Source organism: Yoonia sp. I 8.24, assembly GCF_022096995.1.
Classification (GTDB): Bacteria; Pseudomonadota; Alphaproteobacteria; order Rhodobacterales; family Rhodobacteraceae; genus Yoonia.
This window is the reverse complement of sequence record NZ_JACXGQ010000012.1, coordinates 40,260-61,899: the sequence shown is the minus strand read 5'-3', so window position 1 is coordinate 61,899 and position 21,640 is coordinate 40,260. Positions and strand designations below refer to the sequence as shown.

23 protein-coding genes are annotated in these 21,640 nt (G+C 54.9%); 12 read left to right on the top strand and 11 right to left on the bottom strand.

Features of this window, described 5'->3' with window-relative positions:
• Window positions 1–171 precede the first annotated feature (171 nt).
• Genes Yoon_RS17345 through accD form a run of 3 tightly spaced genes read right to left on the bottom strand, consistent with a single transcriptional unit; the run spans window position 172 to window position 2,878 of the window.
• The gene (locus Yoon_RS17345) at window positions 172–678 is read right to left on the bottom strand and encodes a hypothetical protein (RefSeq protein WP_238113992.1); all 507 of its coding nucleotides are present in this window, start codon (window positions 676–678) and stop codon (window positions 172–174) included.
• Window positions 675–1,949, bottom strand: a complete 1,275-nt coding sequence (locus Yoon_RS17340) for a folylpolyglutamate synthase/dihydrofolate synthase family protein (RefSeq protein WP_238113990.1) — start codon at window positions 1,947–1,949, stop codon at window positions 675–677. The genes Yoon_RS17345 and Yoon_RS17340 overlap by 4 nt, the downstream gene beginning before the upstream one ends.
• Window positions 1,946–2,878, bottom strand: a complete 933-nt coding sequence (accD, locus tag Yoon_RS17335; protein ID WP_238113989.1) for an acetyl-CoA carboxylase, carboxyltransferase subunit beta — start codon at window positions 2,876–2,878, stop codon at window positions 1,946–1,948. Before accD ends, Yoon_RS17340 begins: the two co-directional genes overlap by 4 nt.
• Before the next feature lie 136 nt (window positions 2,879–3,014).
• On the opposite strand from accD, the gene Yoon_RS17330 reads away from it, so the two are divergent.
• Complete coding sequence (locus tag Yoon_RS17330; RefSeq protein WP_238113987.1) at window positions 3,015–4,094, top strand: type I restriction endonuclease; 1,080 nt, start codon at window positions 3,015–3,017, stop codon at window positions 4,092–4,094.
• 6 nt (window positions 4,095–4,100) lie between these two features.
• Here the strand turns inward: Yoon_RS17330 and Yoon_RS17325 are convergent, their stop codons facing one another.
• The gene (locus Yoon_RS17325; protein WP_238113985.1) at window positions 4,101–5,063 is read right to left on the bottom strand and encodes a CPBP family intramembrane glutamic endopeptidase; all 963 of its coding nucleotides are present in this window, start codon (window positions 5,061–5,063) and stop codon (window positions 4,101–4,103) included.
• A gap of 49 nt (window positions 5,064–5,112) precedes the next feature.
• On the opposite strand from Yoon_RS17325, the gene ilvD reads away from it, so the two are divergent.
• The 8 genes from ilvD (at window position 5,113) to Yoon_RS17285 (ending at window position 13,070) form a co-directional block, all read left to right on the top strand.
• Window positions 5,113–6,846, top strand: coding sequence for a dihydroxy-acid dehydratase (gene ilvD, locus Yoon_RS17320; protein WP_238113983.1), 1,734 nt, complete (start codon window positions 5,113–5,115; stop codon window positions 6,844–6,846).
• A gap of 4 nt (window positions 6,847–6,850) precedes the next feature.
• Window positions 6,851–7,459, top strand: a complete 609-nt coding sequence (locus Yoon_RS17315) for a dihydroxy-acid dehydratase (protein ID WP_238113982.1) — start codon at window positions 6,851–6,853, stop codon at window positions 7,457–7,459.
• 41 nt (window positions 7,460–7,500) lie between these two features.
• Window positions 7,501–8,274, top strand: a complete 774-nt coding sequence (locus Yoon_RS17310; protein ID WP_238113980.1) for a DUF6478 family protein — start codon at window positions 7,501–7,503, stop codon at window positions 8,272–8,274.
• 15 nt (window positions 8,275–8,289) lie between these two features.
• A complete protein-coding gene (locus Yoon_RS17305; RefSeq protein ID WP_238113978.1) occupies window positions 8,290–8,655 on the top strand; it encodes a hypothetical protein in 366 nt (121 codons plus the stop codon).
• A gap of 113 nt (window positions 8,656–8,768) precedes the next feature.
• A complete protein-coding gene (locus Yoon_RS17300) occupies window positions 8,769–8,999 on the top strand; it encodes a hypothetical protein (protein ID WP_238113976.1) in 231 nt (76 codons plus the stop codon).
• Window positions 9,000–9,176: 177 nt separating this feature from the next.
• Window positions 9,177–11,201, top strand: coding sequence for an NADPH-dependent 2,4-dienoyl-CoA reductase (locus Yoon_RS17295; protein WP_238113974.1), 2,025 nt, complete (start codon window positions 9,177–9,179; stop codon window positions 11,199–11,201).
• Window positions 11,202–11,342: 141 nt separating this feature from the next.
• Window positions 11,343–12,248, top strand: coding sequence for a LysR family transcriptional regulator (locus Yoon_RS17290; RefSeq protein ID WP_238113973.1), 906 nt, complete (start codon window positions 11,343–11,345; stop codon window positions 12,246–12,248).
• Between the two features lie 93 nt (window positions 12,249–12,341).
• The gene (locus Yoon_RS17285; protein WP_238113972.1) at window positions 12,342–13,070 is read left to right on the top strand and encodes a GGDEF domain-containing protein; all 729 of its coding nucleotides are present in this window, start codon (window positions 12,342–12,344) and stop codon (window positions 13,068–13,070) included.
• 1 nt (window position 13,071) lies between these two features.
• Here Yoon_RS17285 and Yoon_RS17280 read toward each other — a convergent pair whose 3' ends face one another.
• The 7 genes from Yoon_RS17280 to Yoon_RS17250 all read right to left on the bottom strand — a co-directional run bounded on the left by Yoon_RS17280 (window position 13,072) and on the right by Yoon_RS17250 (window position 19,536).
• Window positions 13,072–13,989 carry an OmpA family protein gene (locus Yoon_RS17280; protein WP_238113971.1) on the bottom strand — a complete coding sequence of 306 codons (918 nt, stop codon included), beginning with the start codon at window positions 13,987–13,989 and terminating at the stop codon, window positions 13,072–13,074.
• A gap of 67 nt (window positions 13,990–14,056) precedes the next feature.
• Window positions 14,057–14,779, bottom strand: coding sequence for a GNAT family N-acetyltransferase (locus Yoon_RS17275; protein ID WP_238113970.1), 723 nt, complete (start codon window positions 14,777–14,779; stop codon window positions 14,057–14,059).
• Window positions 14,776–15,498, bottom strand: a complete 723-nt coding sequence (locus Yoon_RS17270) for a molybdopterin-binding protein (RefSeq protein WP_238113969.1) — start codon at window positions 15,496–15,498, stop codon at window positions 14,776–14,778. The genes Yoon_RS17275 and Yoon_RS17270 overlap by 4 nt, the downstream gene beginning before the upstream one ends.
• 62 nt (window positions 15,499–15,560) lie before the next feature.
• Window positions 15,561–17,054 carry a malonyl-CoA synthase gene (locus Yoon_RS17265; protein WP_238113968.1) on the bottom strand — a complete coding sequence of 498 codons (1,494 nt, stop codon included), beginning with the start codon at window positions 17,052–17,054 and terminating at the stop codon, window positions 15,561–15,563.
• Window positions 17,051–18,349, bottom strand: a complete 1,299-nt coding sequence (locus Yoon_RS17260; protein ID WP_238113966.1) for a malonyl-CoA decarboxylase — start codon at window positions 18,347–18,349, stop codon at window positions 17,051–17,053. The genes Yoon_RS17265 and Yoon_RS17260 overlap by 4 nt, the downstream gene beginning before the upstream one ends.
• Before the next feature lie 79 nt (window positions 18,350–18,428).
• A complete protein-coding gene (locus Yoon_RS17255; RefSeq protein WP_238113964.1) occupies window positions 18,429–19,094 on the bottom strand; it encodes a GntR family transcriptional regulator in 666 nt (221 codons plus the stop codon).
• Window positions 19,095–19,113: 19 nt separating this feature from the next.
• Window positions 19,114–19,536 carry a YciI family protein gene (locus Yoon_RS17250; protein WP_238113962.1) on the bottom strand — a complete coding sequence of 141 codons (423 nt, stop codon included), beginning with the start codon at window positions 19,534–19,536 and terminating at the stop codon, window positions 19,114–19,116.
• 49 nt (window positions 19,537–19,585) lie between these two features.
• Here Yoon_RS17250 and Yoon_RS17245 point away from each other — a divergent pair, with 49 nt between their 5' ends.
• From Yoon_RS17245 to Yoon_RS17235, 3 genes are read left to right on the top strand one after another with little or no spacing between them, the layout of a single operon-like run.
• Complete coding sequence (locus Yoon_RS17245; protein ID WP_238113960.1) at window positions 19,586–20,464, top strand: fumarylacetoacetate hydrolase family protein; 879 nt, start codon at window positions 19,586–19,588, stop codon at window positions 20,462–20,464.
• Entirely contained in the window at window positions 20,464–21,129 is a 666-nt protein-coding gene (locus tag Yoon_RS17240) for a malonic semialdehyde reductase (RefSeq protein WP_238113958.1), read from the top strand. Before Yoon_RS17245 ends, Yoon_RS17240 begins: the two co-directional genes overlap by 1 nt.
• A gap of 24 nt (window positions 21,130–21,153) precedes the next feature.
• Entirely contained in the window at window positions 21,154–21,600 is a 447-nt protein-coding gene (locus Yoon_RS17235; protein WP_238113956.1) for an OsmC family protein, read from the top strand.
• Window positions 21,601–21,640 lie beyond the last annotated feature (40 nt).

The following is a 21,640-nucleotide window of genomic DNA, read 5'->3' as shown; positions in this document are numbered from 1 at the left end:
GGGGGGGGGGGGCAAACACTGAAGCTGGCACAAGAAGACAGGCCATAATGACCCGCCCGCTTGCCCTGCCAAGACTGCTCCGTAACGCCTATTACGTGTGACGTTTTACGTTTAGAGCGACACTACGCGACGAAGTGATTCGCAGTCAATAGAGTGATTCGCGAATCGGCATTAACTTACCGGGGCATACGTCCGGCAGTAGGGATCAATTGGCACCGGACTGACTAAGAACGGGGTATCGGGGGGCATGCCGCTTTCTTCGAGCCAAACACCGTTAAGACAAAAATCCTGAGCATAGTTACCAAGGTTAAAGCCAAACCCAGGATTGCCGCAGTCATTCGCGTCGCCGCCCGCATTCCATGCCTGCGTCACCCCAAGCCCAAGATCGCTCGGCGTCAAAAAGATTTCGCGCTGCGGGTCATAGCGCAGCATCCAACTGGTGCTGGTAGTGCGCCGCGCCATGTCCCATTTTCCCAGCAGCGTGCCTTCTTGGTAGCCTGCGATCTTGAAACGCGTCACATCTGTCTCGTCGATCAGCGGCTGGCCAAGCGCGCTATCTGGAATCGTCATCTGCCCGGTCATCGTATAGCCATTTGCGCCAGTCCAACAGAAATAGAACTCTGCGGCCTGCGCTTGATGTGCGAACAACGCAAGGATGGTCGCCCCGACGCGGATCATGCGCCATTCTCGCGCATGACGTGGCCCGCAAGGTAAAGAGACCCACAGATCAATATCCGGGCGCCCGGCGTTTCGGCGGTTATCAATTTGATTGCCCCTACGACGCTGTCGGCAGTTGTTGCCTTCATCCCAACGGCCAACGCAGCGCGTGCGGTATCCGCCGCCGGGATTGTGTTTTTCTCGCCCGGGATCGACACGGCTGTCAAGGATGCCGATATATCTGCAAACGGTGCCAAATAGCCGCCGATATCTTTGGTGTTCAACATACCGCAGATCAAATGCACAGGCCGGGCAGGTTGCTGCTGCAACGTCGCCGCAATCGCACGCGCCGCAGCCGGGTTATGGCCGCCATCCAACCACAGTTCAGCCGCACCGGCCAAATCAACCAACGCACCCTTTTTCAACCGCTCCATCCGTGCGGGCCAATAGGCCGATGTCACCGCAGCCTCGCAGGCGGCGTCATCTTTGCCCAACAGCCGCAATGTCGCGATCGCAGCACCCGCATTCATGATCTGATGCGGACCGGGCAAGTTGGGCAGCGGTAAATCCAGCAACCCACGTTCGTCTTGGAAAATCAGCCGGTCGCGTTCCGTGCTGACGTGCCATTGCTGGCCGTAAGCCTGCAGCGGCGCACCCAAACGGGCGGCCACCGCTTCGATCACATCCATGCTTTCTGCGTGCTGCGGCCCAACCACGCAGGGTACACCGCGTTTGATGATACCTGCCTTTTCGCCTGCAATTTGCGTCAGCGTATCGCCCAAAAACTGCTGGTGATCCAAATCGACCGGTGTGATCACCGTAGCCGCAGGGCGCGCAATCACATTGGTCGCGTCCAGACGCCCCCCCAGCCCGACCTCAAGCAACGTATAATCGGCAGGCGTTTGCGCAAACGCCAAGAGCCCGGCAATTGTCGTGATCTCAAAATAGGTGATCGGGTCGGTGCCATTAGCGGTGTAGCATTGATCCAGCACGGCCGTCAGCGCGTCCTCTGAAATCAATGCGCCTGCCAGCCGGATACGTTCATGAAATCGCGCCAAATGGGGCGAGGTATAGGCATGTACGGATGATCCACCCGCTTCAAGCCCCGCGCGGATCATCGCTTGTGTAGACCCTTTGCCATTGGTGCCCGCCAAATGGATGACAGGGGGCAAGTTCTTTTGCGGGTTGCCCAGCTTTTTGAGCAACGTCCAGACACGGTCCAACGTCAGATCAATGACCTTAGGGTGCAAGGCCATCATCCGATCAAGGATCACATCAGAGCTGGCGGTCACTTTTCTGGTTCCGCCGGGGTTTCAGTGGAGTCCGCCACCACATCTTCTTCGGGCGCAGGTAAATCGCCCTTGATTGGGGCATCAAGCCCCATCAACATCCGCACGATCGTGACCAATTCATCCTTGAGATCGGGGCGTTTTGTGACCCGGTCCAACATCCCGTGATCCAGCAAATATTCCGCACGCTGGAACCCTTCTGGCAGCTTTTCACCAATGGTTTGTTCGATCACGCGGGCACCAGCAAAACCGATCAGCGCATTGGGTTCGGCGATTTGCACATCACCTAGCATCGCATAGGACGCAGTCACCCCGCCTGTGGTCGGATGGGTCAAGACCACAATATAGGGCAGCCCCGCCTCTTTTAGCATCTGTACCGCAATCGTTGTGCGCGGCATTTGCATGAGGCCAAGAATACCTTCTTGCATGCGCGCGCCACCGGCTGCGGAAAACAAAATCAGCGGGCGGCCCAACGCAATCGCGCGTTCGGCAGCGGCCACAATTGCATTGCCGACATACATCGACATCGACCCGCCCATGAAGGAAAAGTCTTGCACGGCGACAACAACACCGGTGCGCCCCATGTCGCCTTCGGCGACCAGCATCGCATCTTTTTCGCCAGTCTTTTTACGCGCATCCTTGATCCGGTCGGTGTACTTCTTTTGGTCTCGAAAGTGCAACGGATCAGCGACAGGTTCTGGCACGGGGACATCGACAAAAACGCCGCCATCGAACACCGAAATCAGGCGATCACGCGCGGAAATCGCCATGTGATGATCGCAATTTGTACAAACATTCAGATTGTCCGCCAATTCACGGTGAAACAGCATCGTTCCGCACTCAGGACATTTCGTCCAAAGGTTCTCAGGCACCTCGCGGCGCGAAAACAGTGAATTGATCGTCGGACGGACGTAGTTGGTGATCCAGTTCATTGGCGCGCCTTTTGCAGTATTGCCTCTCAAATATGACGAGGCGTCACGAAATGCAATCAATGGTGCTTAGGTCGCATTTCAACATTATCAAAAATCACCTTATGCTTGCAATCTAGCCCGTGACCACATCAAATGAGTGAAAACTGTAGCTGGAACAAAGAGTATGGAATTCACCGATCGCATCAAGGACCTGTCTAAAAGGTCAAAACAGGCTTTCAAGATTGCACAAACCGAAGAGGCAACCAAAACGTCGGTCATCTTGCCTCTGATCCAAGCGCTTGGCTTTGATCCATTTAACTTAGAAGAGGTCGTGCCAGAGTTCGTCGCCGATGTGGGAATGAAAAAAGGTGAAAAAGTCGACTTCGCTCTACGTATCAAAGGGCACCTTTCGGCTCTTATCGAAGTTAAGCCAATTTCGATGGAATTGGGAAAGGCACAATTTGATCAGCTATTTCGCTATTTTGGCGTCACCGAAGCCCGGCTCGCAATTTTAACGAATGGGCGTGATGTATGGTTCTTTTCAGACCTCGACGCCGCGAACCGTATGGATAAGAAACCATTTTTTCGTTTCGATCTACAGTCATATGACGAAAATCAACTGCAAGAACTCTCAAAGTTCCAAAAAGACAATTTCTCGATTGAAAACATCGTCACCTCCGCATCAAACCTCAAATACCAAAACGACGCGACGAATTATCTGAAGCGACAGCTCTCTGATCCAGATGAGGATTTCGTGCGCCTCATCGGGCGAAACATTCACGATGGAACCCTAACAAAATCGGTTGTTGAGCAGATCACCCCGGCCGTTCAAACCGCGCTTGACGGACTAATCCGTGATCGCATTCAAGACAAATTGAGCGTCACTTTTGGATCAGAAACCGCGAAGAGCATAGATGAACCCAAACAAGTGGAACCAACGTCAGATATTGTGACTACCGATGAAGAAATACAGGCGTTTATGATCGTGCAAGCAATCGCTGCAAAAGCAATTCCGGTTGATCGAGTCACGATGCGTGACGCAAAAAGTTATTGCAGCGTCTTCGTCGATGACATCAATAGAAAACCTGTATGCCGTTTCTACTTTAATGCAAAATCAGTCAAACACGTGGGCTTCTTTGATGCCGACAAGCAAGAAACAAAAATTGAAATTACCAATTCGACCGATATTTACATGCATCAAGATCGTATTGTCGACGTAGTGACATCATACCTTTGATCTGTATCAGCGCCGGATCGCGATCCTTGCGGCGAGCCACATAACCAGCACCGAGAGGAACTGCGCCGCCATCTGTAAAATCACCCAAGGTGTCATCAGCGCTTCGATACCGTCGCTATAAATCGCGGGGTCTTCGTAGGGGAATAGAAACAGCGCGACGCCGCTCCCCGGCCAGCCGGCGATTGCATAGAGCAAAATCGCAAAAGCATTGTTCGCCAGGTGCAGCCCGATTGCAGGCCCTAAATTGCCGCTGCGCGCGGTCAGATCAGCGCAAGCGGCCCCCAGCATCGCCGCCCAGAACGCCCAAAGCGCTCCTTCGGCTGCCCCGTGACCGTTCCAATAGTGGAGCCCACCAAACAATACTGATGGGATGCCCATCCAGACCCACCGCCGCGAAGAAAGATTGGCCAGTTGTTGTTGCAGATAGCCGCGAAACATCAGTTCCTCGGTGCCGACTTGGACCAATAATACAAATAGCGTGATTGGAATCAGTGCGATCCAGCCCGACAATGGCCGCATTTTTGCGTCGCTAAGATCGTACCATGGGGGCAAAAGCTCTTGTGCGCAAAGAACCGCTGCGACGGCCAAGGTCACTGCAACAAGATCGCACCATGCGGCACCCGCAGGCCCGATCATCGTCCAGAACCCCCGCCCATGCAGCAGGTTCGCCAACATCACCAATCCGGCCCCACCAATGCCAAATGTCGCAAACTGCATCAGCGTCCCAAAGGTTGAAACCCCTTCTATATATGCGTTTTGCGCGCCGATCGGCACCAAAAATTCGGCTACGATACTGCTAGAGAGTGCAAAAATCAGCTCGAACCCGACAACCACAAACACAATCCGCCACAGCTGCGCGCGCCGTGTGGCGACGGCGATAAACGACTGATGAGGCGCATAAGGGTCAGACATGCGGGACATTAGGCCGCGCATCAACGCAGCTGCAAGCACAGTTCTAACTTGCGTCACCTGCGCCCAACTTTTAGACCTTGCCCAAATGTTCCCGGGAGACAAGCCAATGCTTAAAGGCAAAGCCGATAAAACCAACCTACCTAGCCGTCACGTCACCGAAGGCCCAAGCCGTGCGCCGCACCGGTCGTATTTCTACGCGATGGGACTGGACGAAGACGATATCGCGCAGCCGTTTGTTGGCGTTGCCACCTGCTGGAACGAAGCCGCCCCATGTAACATTTCACTGAACCGTCAGGCCCAAGCTGTAAAGCTTGGCGTGAAGGCGGCCAACGGCACCCCGCGCGAATTCACGACAATCACCGTCACCGACGGCATCGCGATGGGCCACGAAGGCATGCGATCATCGCTCGCGTCACGAGAAGCGATTGCGGACACCGTTGAATTGACGATGCGCGGTCACTGCTATGACGCGATTGTGGGTCTTGCGGGTTGTGACAAATCCTTACCCGGCATGATGATGGCGATGGTCCGCTTGAACACACCGTCCGTGTTTATCTATGGCGGCTCCATCCTTCCGGGTCGGTTGAACGGCAAAGATGTCACCGTCCAAGACGTGTTCGAGGCTGTTGGCCAACACCAAGCTGGCAACATGTCCGACGCAGAGCTGGAAGTGCTTGAACGTGTCGCATGCCCCTCTGCGGGCGCATGTGGTGGTCAGTTTACCGCCAACACAATGGCCTGCGTATCAGAGGCGATCGGCCTTGCCCTGATGAACTCATCCGGTGCCCCTGCCCCCTATGAAAGCCGCGACCAATATGGCGAGGCCTCTGGCCAAGCCGTGATGAACCTGATCGCAAAAAACATCCGCGCCCGTGACATCGTCACGCGCAAATCGCTTGAAAACGCGGCGCGCGTCGTTGCTTGTACCGGGGGATCCACCAACGCGGGTCTCCACCTGCCAGCCATCGCGCATGAGGCAGGGATCGATTTTGACCTGTCAGACGTTTGCGACATCTTCCGCGACACGCCTTATTTTGTCGATCTGAAGCCGGGCGGCCAATATGTGGCCAAAGATCTTTATGAGGCTGGCGGCGTCCCTGTCGTGATGAAAGAACTGCGCAAAGCAGGCTTGATGCACGAAGATTGCATGACCGCAACGGGCCGGACCATGGGCGAAGAACTGGACATGATCAAAGGCGATGCCGACGGCAAAGTCATCTACTCTGTCGAAAACCCAATCACCAAAACAGGTGGGGTTGTTGGGCTTAAGGGCAACGTGGCCCCCGAAGGCGCGATTGTGAAGGTTGCTGGCATGAGCGAAGACCAGCAAGTCTTTACCGGCCCTGCGCGCGTATTTGAGTGCGAAGAAGACGCTTTTGAAGCAGTCAAAGCCCGCGAATACAAAGAAGGCGAAGTGTTGGTCATCCGCAACGAAGGCCCATCCGGCGGCCCAGGCATGCGTGAAATGCTTGCCACAACGGCTGCATTGTCTGGCCAAGGCATGGGCAAAAAGGTCGCACTGATCACTGATGGCCGTTTCTCTGGGGCGACACGCGGGTTCTGTGTGGGCCACGTTGGGCCAGAGGCCGCGCATGGCGGTCCGATTGCACTGCTCGAAGATGGGGATGTGATCACCATCAACGCGATCACTGGCGAATTGTCTGTCGATCTGACAGACGATGTGCTGGCTGCACGCAAAGCAAACTGGACAGGTGCCAAACCGACGATCTACGCATCCGGCGCGCTGTGGAAATACGCGCAGCTTGTTGGGTCGACCCGCCTTGGGGCGGTCACACACCCCGGCGCGAAAGACGAAAAACACATCTACATGGACTTATAAGTACATGATCCGCGCTCTCGCGTGTTTTGCTGGGGTGTTGGCGATTCCCGCTTGCACCCCGGTTGCCACGCAAAATTCTGTGATTTTCGTCGAAAGCAGTGTCATCGTCCAAGCCCCAACCGGGTATTGCGTTGACGGCCCGGCCAGCAAACCCGGCGCCGGGTTTGCTGTAATTGCGCCTTGCGCCTCTCTGGGCGGCACACAGGCGATGCCCAGCGCAGCGGCTGTCGCAACAATTCAAATCGGCGCGGCGAACACTGGCGCGGTGGACGGCTCCGAAACCGCACTGCGTGATTTTCTAAAAAGCAACACGGGTGCGGCACTACTTAGCAGTAGCGGCGATAGCAGCACGATCAGCGCAGTTGAAGCCCAAGCCGCCGATGGCCGCGTTATCGTCCACTTCAATGACAGCGCACCGCACAGCCTACCGGGCCTGCAGACACAAGAATGGCGCGCGTTCAAAGACGTCAACGGGCGGCTCGTGACGGTCGCTTTGCGCGGGTTGGCCAGCGTGCCGCTTGATGACAGCACTGGAATCTGGTTGCTCAATGCAATGACCACTGGCGTAAAACCTGTTGTGTTTGAAGCGGCTGCGCAGACTTCTGAACCTTAAGAGCATTCATGCTAAGCTAAGTGTGCAACAAAGGGCGGCGCATGGTGATGAACCCAAATTCAGTTCTTGGACGGCTCGCGCAAAGGGTGTCGCTCGCGCGGTGGACAAAGGCGGCGCGCGCTGCAAATAGCACCGAACTGACCAAACTGCGCGCGCTGCGCCAAAATGCGCGGCAGTTATTGACGCCGCTGCAAGAACTTAGCCGGATCGCGGAAACCCGTCTGGCGCGCCCACGTATCGGGTCCAACACATTTACGCGCCCTGTTGGCACTGATTGGTCATGGCGGCCAATGGTTTGGCGGGCTGCGCTGCCCAAACGCGGGCTGGCCCCTGCAGAAAACAAGACGCGTCTTGGTAAGGAAATCGCGATTTTTCATGATTGCAAAAAGCAAGAAATCACACTGTCGCAATACCGCAATTCTGACGCCGATGATCTGGCGGCATATGGTGTAGCACTTGAGGTATTTCATTTCGACGGGAGTTTCTTGTCCCTTGTGCTTGATCTGCCCACATCGGCCTGCGATGGGTTGAAAAAACGACATGTTCTTGAGGTTGCCGCCGTCATCGACCGCGAGGCACCGATCAACATTTATGCGCGGCTGAACCTGAAACATGGACCCAATACAGAGCAATCCCTTTTGACCTTGCCAGCGGAGCATCCTGAAACCTCGGTTGCATTTGATCTCGCGTATATGCAAATCAATGAAGCCCGCGCAGAAAAGGTCTGGGTCGATCTCTTGTTCGAAAACCCGCAGATGAACAAAATTACGATCCGCGACATCACCGTGTGCCGCTATCCGCGCGCGGAAATCTAGGGCGAAGGGTTTAGGATGACCAAATATACACTCACAAAAACACGGATCGAGAACGGGATTTGGCATGGTGTACTGACCGGAGGCAGCAACACAACACCGCAGCTCTCCGCGACACATCAAGGCGTAAAACTGTCCGAAGTTACATTAGAGCATGACACCACCCAAAACCACTGGACGGTCGCGGTTCCGGTGCCCGAAGCGGCGATCACCGAAGGGATACAAACCGTTGTGATTAGCGATGAGAACGGTTCCAAACTCGCCAATTTTTCGTTGGTAGCCGGAGACCCTCTAGCAGATGATATCCGCGCCGAAGTTGACCTTTTACGCGCTGAGTTGGACCTGCTCAAATCCGCGTTCCGTGCGCATTGTAAAAACAGTTGAATATCAGATAATTCAGCTGTCGTATTAAAGTGCAATCAGTGCCAAAATTTACAAGCGGATCCTCTTCGGATTAGATCCAATTCCACCATACACACCTAATAAATGGAAGAAATTTGCCTGATATCCAAAAAGCTACAATCTTCGTAGGCGATTTCCATGACCATCCGTCACAGCAATATACCTGGATGCAAAACTGGCTGAACAAATGGGGTGATAAGGTCGTAGTGGCAAGCTATTCGAGTGGCGGCTGGGAGCATGTTTGGGATGTGTCTGGCCCCAAAGAGGCAATAAAAGAAATTTCGCAGGACCTCCTCTGCGCAAGTGAATGGGCCGATCACTCGTAAGAAAAGCTGCTGGAATTATATTGAGCAGACGGTCACCCTCCCATAAAGATAGTCTCTCAACAAAGCACTGCCCTTGTCCCGGTAAAAGAAACCAAAGCCGACATGCACCATTACGCCACGTTTCAGATGACGTGCACGTCAACTTCGGGCATGGTCTTCAAAACTGGGAGGCCTACAATGACATCATATCCACATCTACTTGCCCCGCTTGATCTGGGTTTTACGACGCTCAAGAACCGCGTGCTGATGGGATCGATGCATACTGGGCTTGAAGAAACCAAAGACTGGAACCGTGTTGCTGAGTTCTATGCCGCGCGAGCACGCGGGCAGGTCGGATTGATTGTCACAGGCGGCATGGCCCCCAACCCCGAAGGCGGCGTTTTTCCGGGCGCTGCTGGGCTGTTTTCCGACGAAGATATCGCCAACCACCGTGTTGTGACTGACCGGGTCCACACGGCAGGTGGCAAAATCGCCATGCAAATTCTACATGCCGGGCGCTATGCCTATAGCCCCAAATGCGTCGCCCCTTCCGCCGTGAAATCGCCCATTTCGCCCTTTGCGCCCACTGAACTGGATGCCGACGGGATCGAAAAACAAATCAGCGATATGGTCACCGCCGCCTCCCGCGCGCAAGAGGCAGGGTATGACGGGGTCGAGGTGATGGGCTCAGAGGGCTATTTCCTAAACCAATTTTTGGTTACCCATACCAACAAACGCACCGATAAATGGGGCGGCTCTTATGAAAACCGGATGCGTCTTCCTGTTGAGGTCGTCCGCAGGGTCCGCGAAGCTGTCGGCCCCGATTTCATCGTGATTTATCGCCTCTCAATGATCGATCTCATCCCCAACGGATCAACTTGGCAAGAGGTCGTGCGGCTCGCCAAAGCGATTGAGGCCGCAGGTGCCACGATCCTCAATACCGGGATCGGTTGGCACGAAGCGCGCATTCCCACAATCGCGACCTCGGTACCGCGTGCCGCCTTTACTTGGGTGACCAAGAAACTGATGGGCAGCGTAGACATTCCGATTATCACCTCTAACCGGATCAATATGCCAGAGATCGGCGAAGCCGTGCTCGCGGACGGTTGCGCCGATATGGTCAGCATGGCCCGTCCGTTTCTGGCTGATGCCGATTTTGTCGCCAAGGCGGCCGCCGGCCAATCGGCGCAAATCGCGCCCTGCATTGCCTGCAACCAAGCCTGCCTTGATCATACGTTCAGCGGCAAACTGACGTCGTGTTTGGTCAACCCGCGCGCCTGTCATGAAACCGAACTGAACATCCAACCAACGGATACCCCAAAGACAATCGCCGTTGTTGGCGCTGGACCTGCCGGGCTTTCAGCCGCAATTGCCAGCGCCCAACGTGGCCATCAGGTCACTCTTTTTGACAGGGCGTCAGAGCTGGGCGGCCAATTGAATATGGCGAAACAGGTCCCCGGCAAAGAAGAGTTTTGGGGGCTCGTCGATTACTTCCGCACGATGATTGAAACGGCTGGTGTCGAAGCTGTTTTAAACACCTCAGCGACCCCTAAATTGCTGGCGGATTTTGACGAAGTGATCGTCGCGACTGGTGTTACCCCCCGTGATCCTGAAATTCCCGGTCAAGACGGGCCAAATGTGCTGTCCTATATTGATGTGCTACGCGGCAAAGCCGAGGTCGGCAAACGTGTGGCGATCATCGGTGCAGGTGGTATCGGGTTTGATGTCGCCGAGTTTCTGGTTACCGGCCAAAGCCCCACCGAGAACCTTGAAGAATGGCTCGAAGAATGGGGCGTTGGCGATCCTGAATCCACACGCGGCGGGCTGAGTACTGAAGGCCCGCAACCCGAAGCCCCAACACGCGAAGTCACCCTACTACAACGCAAATCGGCCAAACTTGGCAAAGGGTTGGGCAAGACGACAGGTTGGATTCACCGGGCCACATTGCAGATGAAAAATGTCTCAATGGTTGGCGGCGTGAACTATGAAAAAATTGATGCCGCCGGGCTGCATGTTTCGCGTGGCGAAGCCCGCGAAGATCTGGAACTGATTGCGGTCGATACCATCGTTTTATGCGCCGGACAGGTGCCCGAGCGGAGCTTGGCTGATCAACTCATCGCGGCTAGGAAAACGGTCCATATCATCGGCGGCGCAGATGTCGCAGCCGAATTAGATGCAAAGCGCGCAATCAATCAAGGCGTGCGCTTGGCTTCCGCAATATAGCCGAAACGCGAAAACTGCCTTGAAACAAGCGACTATCTGACGAAATCGTGGCTGATACCCCGGATTTGTCAGGCATATGTCCCATTCCTGCCTGATTTCTCCCTCAAAAAATGTGGGTGAAGTTAGATTTTAGGAATGTGCATGGATCGCCTGACGGAAATGGAAGCCTTTGCTACGGTCGTTGATCAAGGCGGTTTCACAGATGCGGCAAAAAAGATGGGGATTTCAAAATCCGCCGTATCCAAACATGTTTCCTCGCTTGAAGCGCGTCTTGGCGCGCGCCTGCTCAACCGGACCACCCGCCGCGTCAGCCCAACCGAAATCGGACTTGCCTATTACGACCGCGCTTGCCGTGTCTTGAACGACGCCGGCGAGGCGGATGCGCTTGTGACCTCGATGCAATCCGCGCCCTCTGGCCTGTTGCGGATCAGTGTTGCCACCGATTTTGGGGTAAACCACCTGTCGCCCGTGCTGGGGGATTTCTTGCGCGAATTTCCTGACATCACGGTCAACATGGTGTTGAACAATCGCTACGTCGAATTGATTTCCGAAGGGTTCGACATGGCCGTCCGTATTGGTGAGCTCGAAGACAGCACCCTACGCGCGCGCAAACTAACCGAAACAACCCGGCGCATGATCGCAAGCCCTGCCTATTTTGAGCAATACGGGCGACCAGAAAAGATCGATGATCTGAACGATCACAAGCTATTGCACTATTCTAATCAGTCAAATTCCGCTGTGTGGAAATTGACCGCGCCCTCTGGTGAAAAACGGCAGGTTCGCACGGCGGGCTGGCTCACGGTTAATGACGGGCAATCGCTGTTGAATGCCTGCGTAAGCGGATTGGGAATCGCTTATTTGCCGTCGTTTTTATATGCAGACGCCTTGCGACGGGGTCTGGTCGAAGAAGCCATTCCTGATCTACCCGTTGAATCCCAAGGCATCTATGCCGTCTACCCTCCTGGACGGTTTACACAACCCAAGGTGCGGGCATTCATTGATTTTCTTGCGCACGCATTCGCCGATAAAAACCCCAACGCTTGGTAAGCCCGCGAGCGGTTTTCTTTGCGCGATTAAACCTGAATTAATGAACCGGCGCTATTTTCGCGCCCTATGATAGATACCCGGTTTGACAAGCTTATGCGCATCCTGGAACCTCGCAGCGGATCAGCCGTTGTTGGGCGGTTTGCAGTGGTTGTGTGCCTTATCGCCCTCGTGAACGTCGGCTTTATGCGGGCGTATGGGATGTCGCACCTCGTGACGCCGCTTTATTATGTCCTGCATGCGGTATTTGTGGGGGGGCCATTTGTATTATTTGCCCTCTTCGTCATCGTTTTTCAGATCCGTTTACAGCGCAAACTTTCATTCTTGTCGCGCAAAGATGGGCTAACGGGACTAAATAACCGGCGCACCTTTTTTGAACATACCGACAGCCGCCGCAAAGAATGCAAGGATGGGGTGCTCTTGCTTGTTGACGCCGACAATTTCAAGCGCATCAACGATACATATGGGCATCAAACGGGCGATATCTGCCTTAAACGCATTGCCAAAACGCTCCGCAAAAACGTGCGGCACGATGATATTATTGGCCGGGTCGGCGGAGAGGAGTTCGCTATTTTCTTGCGAAACACGTCGCTTGAACAAGCTCGCGCTGTTGGCGAACGCCTGACGAAACCCATCATATTTCGTCCCGTTAACGGCAGCAGTGTGCGCGATCTAAGGGTCACCCTCTCCGTTGGAGCGGCGATGAATTTTGCAGATCAACCGCTGGACACGTTGTTCGCCCGCGCCGATCAAGCATTGTACAAGGCGAAAGCGGACGGGCGCGCACGGCTTGTGGTATGGACAGAACAGCTGCCTATGCACTAATTTAGTCAGTCGTTGACGTAACGATCACTTCAACCCGGCGGTTTTCTTGACGGCCAGCCTCCGTCAAGTTGGAAGCGATCGGGGCCAAATACCCCATGCCCTCCGCCGCGAGTTGCGCGCGTGCAACCCCATAGTCAGAAACCAATCGCTCCACCACAGATCCTGCACGCCGTTTAGAAAGCGCAATATTTGCGTCAAGCGATCCGGACGCATCGGTATGCCCGACAAGCGCGACTTTGCGATCAGGATGGTCCGCCAAATAGTCTGCCAACGCTTGCAGTGACTCCATATTACCAACCGCCAATTGCGACGATCCGATTTCAAAGGTCAAATCTGCTAAGATCGCGTGGCCGCTTACCCCAAGCTGATCCGCGAGACTGCCAGTGTTCACATCCTCGATTGCACCCAATGCCGGCCCCACGGCAACCGTGGCCAGCTTCGCTGTCTGGGATTCAGGTCCGACATGCACGACTTGCACAAATCCTGCCTGCGCGGTTCGAGTAACTAATAGGGTCAATTGTTCGGGGCCATCCGCCCCGATCCGCACCGCCGACAAGAACCGAAAATCACCGATGTTGATCTGCATTTCCGGCGGAGGCAATGTCATCGTGCCGAAACGGAAATCAAAGCCACCGCAGGCCTCAGTCTGACATTCGAACACGATCTGATACCGGTCATCGCGCAATTGATCCCGCAAGGGGCGCAGCAGTTGCAAAGTCGTAAGCCCCTGCGTGTCGATCCGCCACGCCTGTTTGGTCACGGTACCTTCGACCATTTCGGCAGGTAAGACACCATTCGCCCAGATATCGACGGGCATCGCATAGCTATCCAAGGCAGCAATTTCTTGGGTTTGCAGCGTTGCATTGCTCGGGAATTGTAATGTTTCAGCGCCGCCCGCCGTCCCCAAGACCCACAGCAAACAGATACCCGCCGTGCACCGGCTGGGAACTAAGGTCGCAATGGGGCGCGGGATGCAATTCAACGGGTTACTCCAGCAACATCCGATAGTGGTACTGTCCCACAGTGGTCATGCCAAGGGAAGTATAGAGCGCATTTGCCGCCTCGTTTTCTTGGGTTGTCACAAGCGTGAGATAGACCGCGCCCTGCGCTTGCGCCCAATGTGCCGCCGCAATCGTCAAATCCCGTGCGAGCCCCTTGCGACGCTGCGAATCCGTAACTTCAAGCGCGTGGATCATGGCGCAATCCCCCGCAATCGCGACATAGACGCTGCCTGCAGGCGCATCGCCGACCCGGCCAAGAAGCGTCACCTTTGGATCGCGGGCGCGATCCATAATCGCGATCCGCCCCGGCCCGATCCCACCTTGCGCCCAAATCTCAACCTGCACCGCCAGCGGCGGCCAAGCCGTAAAACTGCGCTCCGGGTCGCGTGGTAGCGCGATATCCGCTACCGCAGCCGCGTACATATACACCGGGTCTTTGATCACATATCCGCGTTCAGCCAACATGGCATCAAGCCGTTCTTCGCCCGCGCGAATCATAAAAAGCGGGCGCTGCCCGCCGTCAATCATCGCCGCTTGGGCGATTTCGATATCGGCTTCTTGAAAGGGTTTCTCTGCGGTTGCGGCATTGACCCGGCTGCTGTTGCTATCGTCAAGCCGGACTGTCCAGGGGCCAAGCGCCTGTTTCACGGCGGCGGGCCACGTCCCCTCGATCACCGCATATAGTTTTTGTGCATCTGGAAAACTCATGCAGAAAACACCTTCTTTAGCGCAAGAAGCGCCGAATCCAGCTGCGCAATATCACTGCCACGCAGCACAAGGTTTGTACCATATTGGCCATCTTTCTGAAACGGGTAGGACCCGACAGAAAGATCGCTGTGCTGTTCTGCAAATGCGGTCAAGCGCGCGGCAACATCCCCTTCGCCTTGCATCAATGGCAAGGTGCGTGACTGCAATGGCGCGCCACCCGTCATAGCCGGCAAAATGCTTGCGACCATGGCCTGAAACACAGACGGCACCCCTGCCATGACATGTACGTTGCCCAACGTAAATCCGGGGGCAACGCTGACAGGGTTATCGATGAGCATGGCCCCATCTGGAATGCGGGCCATGCGCAAACGCGCGGCGTTCAACTCCTTGCCGGACGCATCATAATGCGCTTGCAGCAATGCGCGCGCATCGTCGCGCACGTCAATGGGGCGCTCAAATGCGGCGGCGATACAGTCAGCGGTAATATCATCATGGGTAGGGCCAATGCCCCCGCTTGTGAAAACATGGTCATGCCCGTCCGACAATGCGCGCACAGCTGCGATAATCGCCGGGCGATCATCGCTGACCACGCGGACTTCACGTAGGTCGACACCGACAGCGGTCAATTCCCCCGCAAGGTGATGCATGTTCGCATCGCGCGTGCGCCCAGACAGAATTTCGTCGCCGATTACAAGCATTGCGGCGGTTGGGTTGGGCATTGGCGGTCTCCTCCGGGTGGCGTTCAGATGCGCGCAGCTATCACACGCACATAACCCCGAAGCTATACCCCATATTCATCGCGCAAAAGGTTCTTTTGAACCTTACCCATTGTATTGCGCGGCAACGCATCACGCATGATATAGCGGCGCGGGTGCTTAAACCGGGCCAGTTCTGCCGTCACTTGGGCCGCGATTTCATCGCTGGTCACCGTGGCCTCTGGTTCCAGAATAACGGCCGCCAAAACGGATTCGCCGAAATCGGGATGCGGCACGCCAAAGACGGCGCTTTCCAAGACGCCATCAACATCGTTGATCACATCTTCGATCTCTTTGGGGTAGATGTTGTAGCCGCCAGAAATAATCAAATCCTTTTGACGCCCAACAATGCTGATCCGCCCGTCATCAGCTGCGACACCAAGATCACCGGTGATAAAGAATCCGGTCTCGCGCAGCTCTTCGCGGGTTTTTTCGGGCATATTGAGATAGCCCTGAAACACGTTGTCACCGCGCACTTCGATCATGCCAATGTCGCCAGCGGGCACGGGTGCGCCAGTGTCCGGATCAGTGATGATCACTTCGGTCCCGGGCAGCGGATAGCCGACCGTGCCCGCAATCCGGTCGCCAGCAAACGGATTCGACGTGATCATATTGGTTTCAGTCATCCCGTAGCGTTCCAAAATACGCTGGCCGGTCCGTTGTTCAAACGCAGTATGGGTTTCCGCCAATAGTGGGGCCGAACCCGAAACGAACAAACGCATGTTTGCGCAAAGTTCGCGGGTCAGGCGCGGATCATCCAACAGCCGCGTGTAAAATGTCGGCACCCCCATCAACATGGTGGATTTGGGTAGCTCTGCGATCACCGCGTCTTGGTTAAACGCTTGCATAAACCGCACCTGTGCCCCAGCCAAAAGCGAGGTATTCATCGCCACAAAAAGCCCATGCGTATGGAAAATCGGTAGTGCGTGGATCAACCGATCTTTATCCCCGATTTCCCACAGGTCTGTCAGCGAGCGCGCATTCGAGAGTAGGTTTTTATGCGATAACATCGCCCCCTTTGAACGCCCGGTCGTGCCAGAAGTATACAAAAGCGCGGCAAGATCATCCGGCGCACGTGATACGGTTTCGAACGATGTGTTTGCCGCATCCCCCGCATCCGCGAGCGTCCCGGATCCATCGGCTGCCATCGTCAAAACGGGAACATCAAAAGCGGCATCAATACGCGCGAAGTCTTTCGTATCGCAGATGATCAGACGGGGCGTCGCATCTTCCGCGAAATAGCTGAGCTCTGACTGCGTGTAGGCGGTGTTTAGCGGTAAATAGACAGCGCCAGCTTGGATCGCGGCCCCGTATAATGCGATCGTATCCGCCGTTTTGGGAGCTTGCACCAAAATCCGGTCACCGGGTTGCACGCCAGCGTCGCGAAGTACATGCGCCAATTGGGCCACCCGCTGGACAAATCCGGCATAGCTGACCGTCTGACCATCATCGCAATCCATGAACGGCTGCGTGTTGTTTGCGTGTGGCGCGATCAGCGCATCGTAAAGTGTATTTGTCACGCGGTAGGCTCCTTCGGTTTTGTCTGTAGCGACGCCGTTGACAGGATTTGCACACTGCGCGCGGCGACGAGGGTTGACGCCATAGCGAAATCTTCGTGATTTCGTTCGGTTTGCGTCAAATTGTAAAGATAATTCACCATTGCACCGCTTGATTGCGCCATACCATTCGCGGAGCTATCGGCGCCCGCGTGAATGTCGTGTACTTCTGCGCCATTGCCAAGGTGAAAACGCGTAACCGGATCAAGCGGCATGCCGTCACCGCGCTTGGCAACAAGCAAATAGCGGGCCGCCATCGCGCGAATATCATCTTCGGGGCCGTCGCCCGCTAGAATTGCTTGGGCGGCGGCACCGTGGTCAGGATCATCTACTTGGGTCGCAAGCCATTTGTTCATCCCTGGAATCGGCGACAGGGTCACAAATGTCTCAAGCTGCGGACATTCGAGCGATAGCTCAGCCACCACTTGTTTGATCAATAGGTTGCCAAAGCTGATCCCGGTCAGCCCTTTTTGACAGTTTGAAATAGAGTAGAATACGGCAGATTTCGCCTGATCGGCATCAAGCGGGGTACGACCTTCGGACAAAAGCTGGTCGATCGAACCGGGAATATCTTTTGTTAACGCGACCTCTACAAAGATCAGCGGCTCGTCGGGCATCGCCGGATGAAAGAACGCAAAGCAACGCCGATCCGGGGGATACAAACGCCGGCGCAAGTCGTCCCAATCATCGATTTCATGCACGGCCTCATAGGCGACGATTTTATCCAAAATACGCGCCGGGGTGTCCCAGCTAATCTGCTGCAAAACCAAGAAACCGCGATTGAACCAACTACGCAACAAATGCGCAAAATCATGGTTCGTGCGTTTTAGATCGGGGTGATCGCGCAACAGCTTCAACAGATCGACACGCATCGACACAAGTGCCGCCGTCGCCCCGACGGGTTGGTTCAACCGCCGCAATAATTCCTGGCGTTTGGGTTCCGCTGCTTGGCTCAGCGTTTTGAACAATTCTGGGGTCGGTTCATTTGCATATTGCGCAGCAATTTCTGCAATCTTCGCCGCATCAATATCGAGATCGGAATTCAAGTAGTAAAAGAACGCCGTTTTGTCATCAGCCGTGAGCGCGGCGTAGCGTTCTAACACCGTCGCAGCGAGCCGAAAACCGGATACTTCACCTTCCGCTGATAGCAATGCCTGGCAAAGCGCGTAGATGTCGCGCGTGTCATCTTTTCCGTGCAAGGCACCCCGACGGTCAAAGAGTTGCGATAGAATATCCCCGAGAAAGCGATTTCGCTGCATGATAGTCTCCATCAAAGAGTCACAGCGTTAATATCGATATTTTTGCATGTCGTCCATTTAAATCGGCAAAAAATTACGCTCAGATATCTAATGCGCGGGACAAATAATCACCCGTCAACCGGTAATGACTTAACAAACTTGCCGATGCGCGGTCTTGGTCACGCTGAATTGCCGCGTCCAAAATCTCTTCATGTTCGGCAGATACATCGCGTTTTTGGTAGGTCGCGCTTTTCGCCGCAAGATAGCGATACCGAATGTTCAGATCATAAAGCTGTGCACAAAAGCGCTCCAACATCGGGGATTCGCTATTGGCCAAAAGCGCCATATGGAATGTCTTATGCGCCTCTTCAAACAGTTTCGTTCCCTGACCGCTTGCCTTTTTCATGTGGTGATGGGTCAACACCAACTGTTCTTCCCAGTCTGGCGTCGCATTGGCGATTGACTGGCGCAGGGCCAAATCTTCAAGCGTGCAGCGTAGCGCCAAAATCTCTGCAAAATTCGCCTTGCTGGCCGGGGCCGCGCGAAACCCACGTTGGTCAATGCGTTCAACCAACATATCCGATGTCAAAAGGCTCAGCGCCTCGCGGACAGGTGAAGCGCCCGTATTAAGCAGACCGCGCAGCTGTTCAATTTTCAGCTTCTGGCCCGCTGGCAAGACTCCCGTAAGAATCATGTCGCGCAGGGTAATATAGGCACCGTGTGTGGCTGAAGTTTCCTTGACCTGTGTTTCGTCAATCATGGTCATATCGGGACTTTCGCTAAGTTTATGTCAGGTTCACAGTCTTTGTTGAAAGTCCCACCGAGAGGTTCAACGATCCTTCGTTTATCATCCAACGCCGCAAGGTAAAACTACGCGCGCCGCTTTTGTGCATCGGATCAGCTTCGGCCAATGCGCGGGCTGCCTCAAGACTCGGCGCACGGTAGATAATTAGACCTACCCCTTGCATTTGGTCACCCGCTTCGTCCGACATCGGACCGGCAAGCGCCAGCTGCCCGGCCGCTTCAAGCTTCGCTTGATATGCCAAATGCTTTGGCAATACCGCTTTGACGTCCGCGGGCGCCTTTACGGGCGTGCTTTGCGCAACGTAAAGCTCAAGCGCAAGCGCCCCGCGTGCCTTGGCATCCGACTTGTATTCCATCCAAGCAACCATCTCAATTCCTCCCAAAATATCGATATTTATTGACATTCGATATGATTGTAGGCAGAAATTATGCGAACTGACAAGGATGAGATGAATGAAATATCTGGTGGGCAAGACAACGAATGGTACTGCAGTATTCGCTGTCGATGGTGAAAATGCCGTTAATTTAACGGCGTTAAACGCTGAAATTGGCGGTGATCTGATGGGGCTCATTCAGAACCCCGCGCTGATCGAATCAGTTGCTAATCAGATGACCGACGCCCCACGCGTTGCAATCGCCGCGATTACACCTGCCCTGCCCGTTGCAGAACCCGGCACGATCATCTGCCTTGGTCTGAACTATACAGACCACATCAAAGAGGGCGGTTACGACATTCCCGACTACCCCGCCCTGTTTATGCGCGGCAAAAATTCGATCATGGCCGCTGGCGCGCCACTCGTGCGCCCGACATGTTCTGAAAAACTTGATTACGAAGCCGAGCTGATGTTCATCGTCGGCAAAGGTGGCCGTCATATTTCAGAGGCCGATGCACTGGACCATGTGTTTGGCTATACCGTCTTTAACGACGGCTCTGTCCGCGATTACCAGCGCAAGACGCATCAGTGGACACCGGGCAAAAACTTTGACGATACTGGCGCGATTGGCCCATTCGTTGTGACACCCGACGAAGTTCCAGAAGGTGCCGCCGGTCTGAAAATCGAAAGCCGTGTCGGCGATGAGATTTTGCAATCCTCCAACACTGGCAACATGATCTGGTCGGTTGCGCAAACCATCGCCACGATCTCGCAATACACCACACTTGAACCCGGCGATCTGATCGCTATGGGCACACCACCCGGTGTTGGTCATGCCAAAAAGCCAAACCCACGCTGGCTTGTTCCCGGCGAAATCGTCGACGTTGAAATCGAAGGGATCGGCATTTGTTCGAACCCAATCGTCGACGAAGCCGATCATGTTAAGGGGGCTGCATAATGAATGCGCCCACGGGTCAGGCGTTGGCTGTAGCGCGCGCAAAGGCGCAAGAAGATCACCGCGCGCTCCGTGGACGCATCAACCGTCTGTCAGATGATGCCATTGATCTGATCTTGCGTGATGCGCGGTCGCATTACGCGTGGACTGACAAACCGATCCCCGAGGGTCTGCTTGAAGAGCTTTACGACATTACGATCAACGGCCCGACCAGCATGAACACGCTGCCTGCGCGGTTTACGTTTGTGTATACACCCGAAGGCAAAGAACGGCTCGCAAAGTCGCTTAAGCCGCAAAACGTGGCCAAGATGATGGGCGCACCAGTCACTGCGATTATTTCGCATGACATGGATTTTTGGAAAGAACTTCCCAATCTGTTCCCACACGAAGATCGCCGCCACCTTTTTGACGGGAAACCCGAATATTGCGAAGAAACCGCGTTTCGCAACGGCACGATGCAAGGCGCCTACTTCATGATCGCAGCGCGCGCACTTGGATTAGACGTCGGGGCGATGTCTGGGTTTTCAAACGCGATTGTCGACGAAGAATTCTTTGCCGGCACGACTCTTAAGTCTAACTTTTTGTGCAATATTGGTTACGCTGATGAAACGGCGCTATTCCAAAAACTGCCGCGCCTTGCTTTCGAGCAGGCTTGTAGCTTCGCCTAAGGGGATATTCATTTGGCGATCAAAATGAAGACAGTTGTGACCTACCGGACGACCGCGCAATGCCCGACCCATGCGCGGACTGAAATTCCGGTGCGGGATCTCAATGTCATCATTGATGAGCCGATAGAACGGGGCGGCACCAATTTAGGCGCCACCCCAACCGAAATGGCTATGTCTGCGCTCATCGCGTGTACAAATGTGATCGGCCATAAAAATGCACGTCGCCTGGGTGTGGACCTTGGCGACGTGACAATCGACGCAAATTGCCAATTCGACCGGCGCGGCGTTCTCATGGAGGATGAGATCGATATCCCGTTTCCGGCCGTCACACTTACGGTTAATTGCAACACGACCGCTAGTCAGGAGGAGCTGACAGCGGTTGGCCTTGAGACCGCCAAATATTGCGCCATCGCCAAACTTTTCGAAGCGGCAGGCACAGAACTTACGGTCAACTGGGAGAAAGCGAACTAGTTACTAAACGGGCTAAACGCCCAAATTTTCTGGGAGGAAA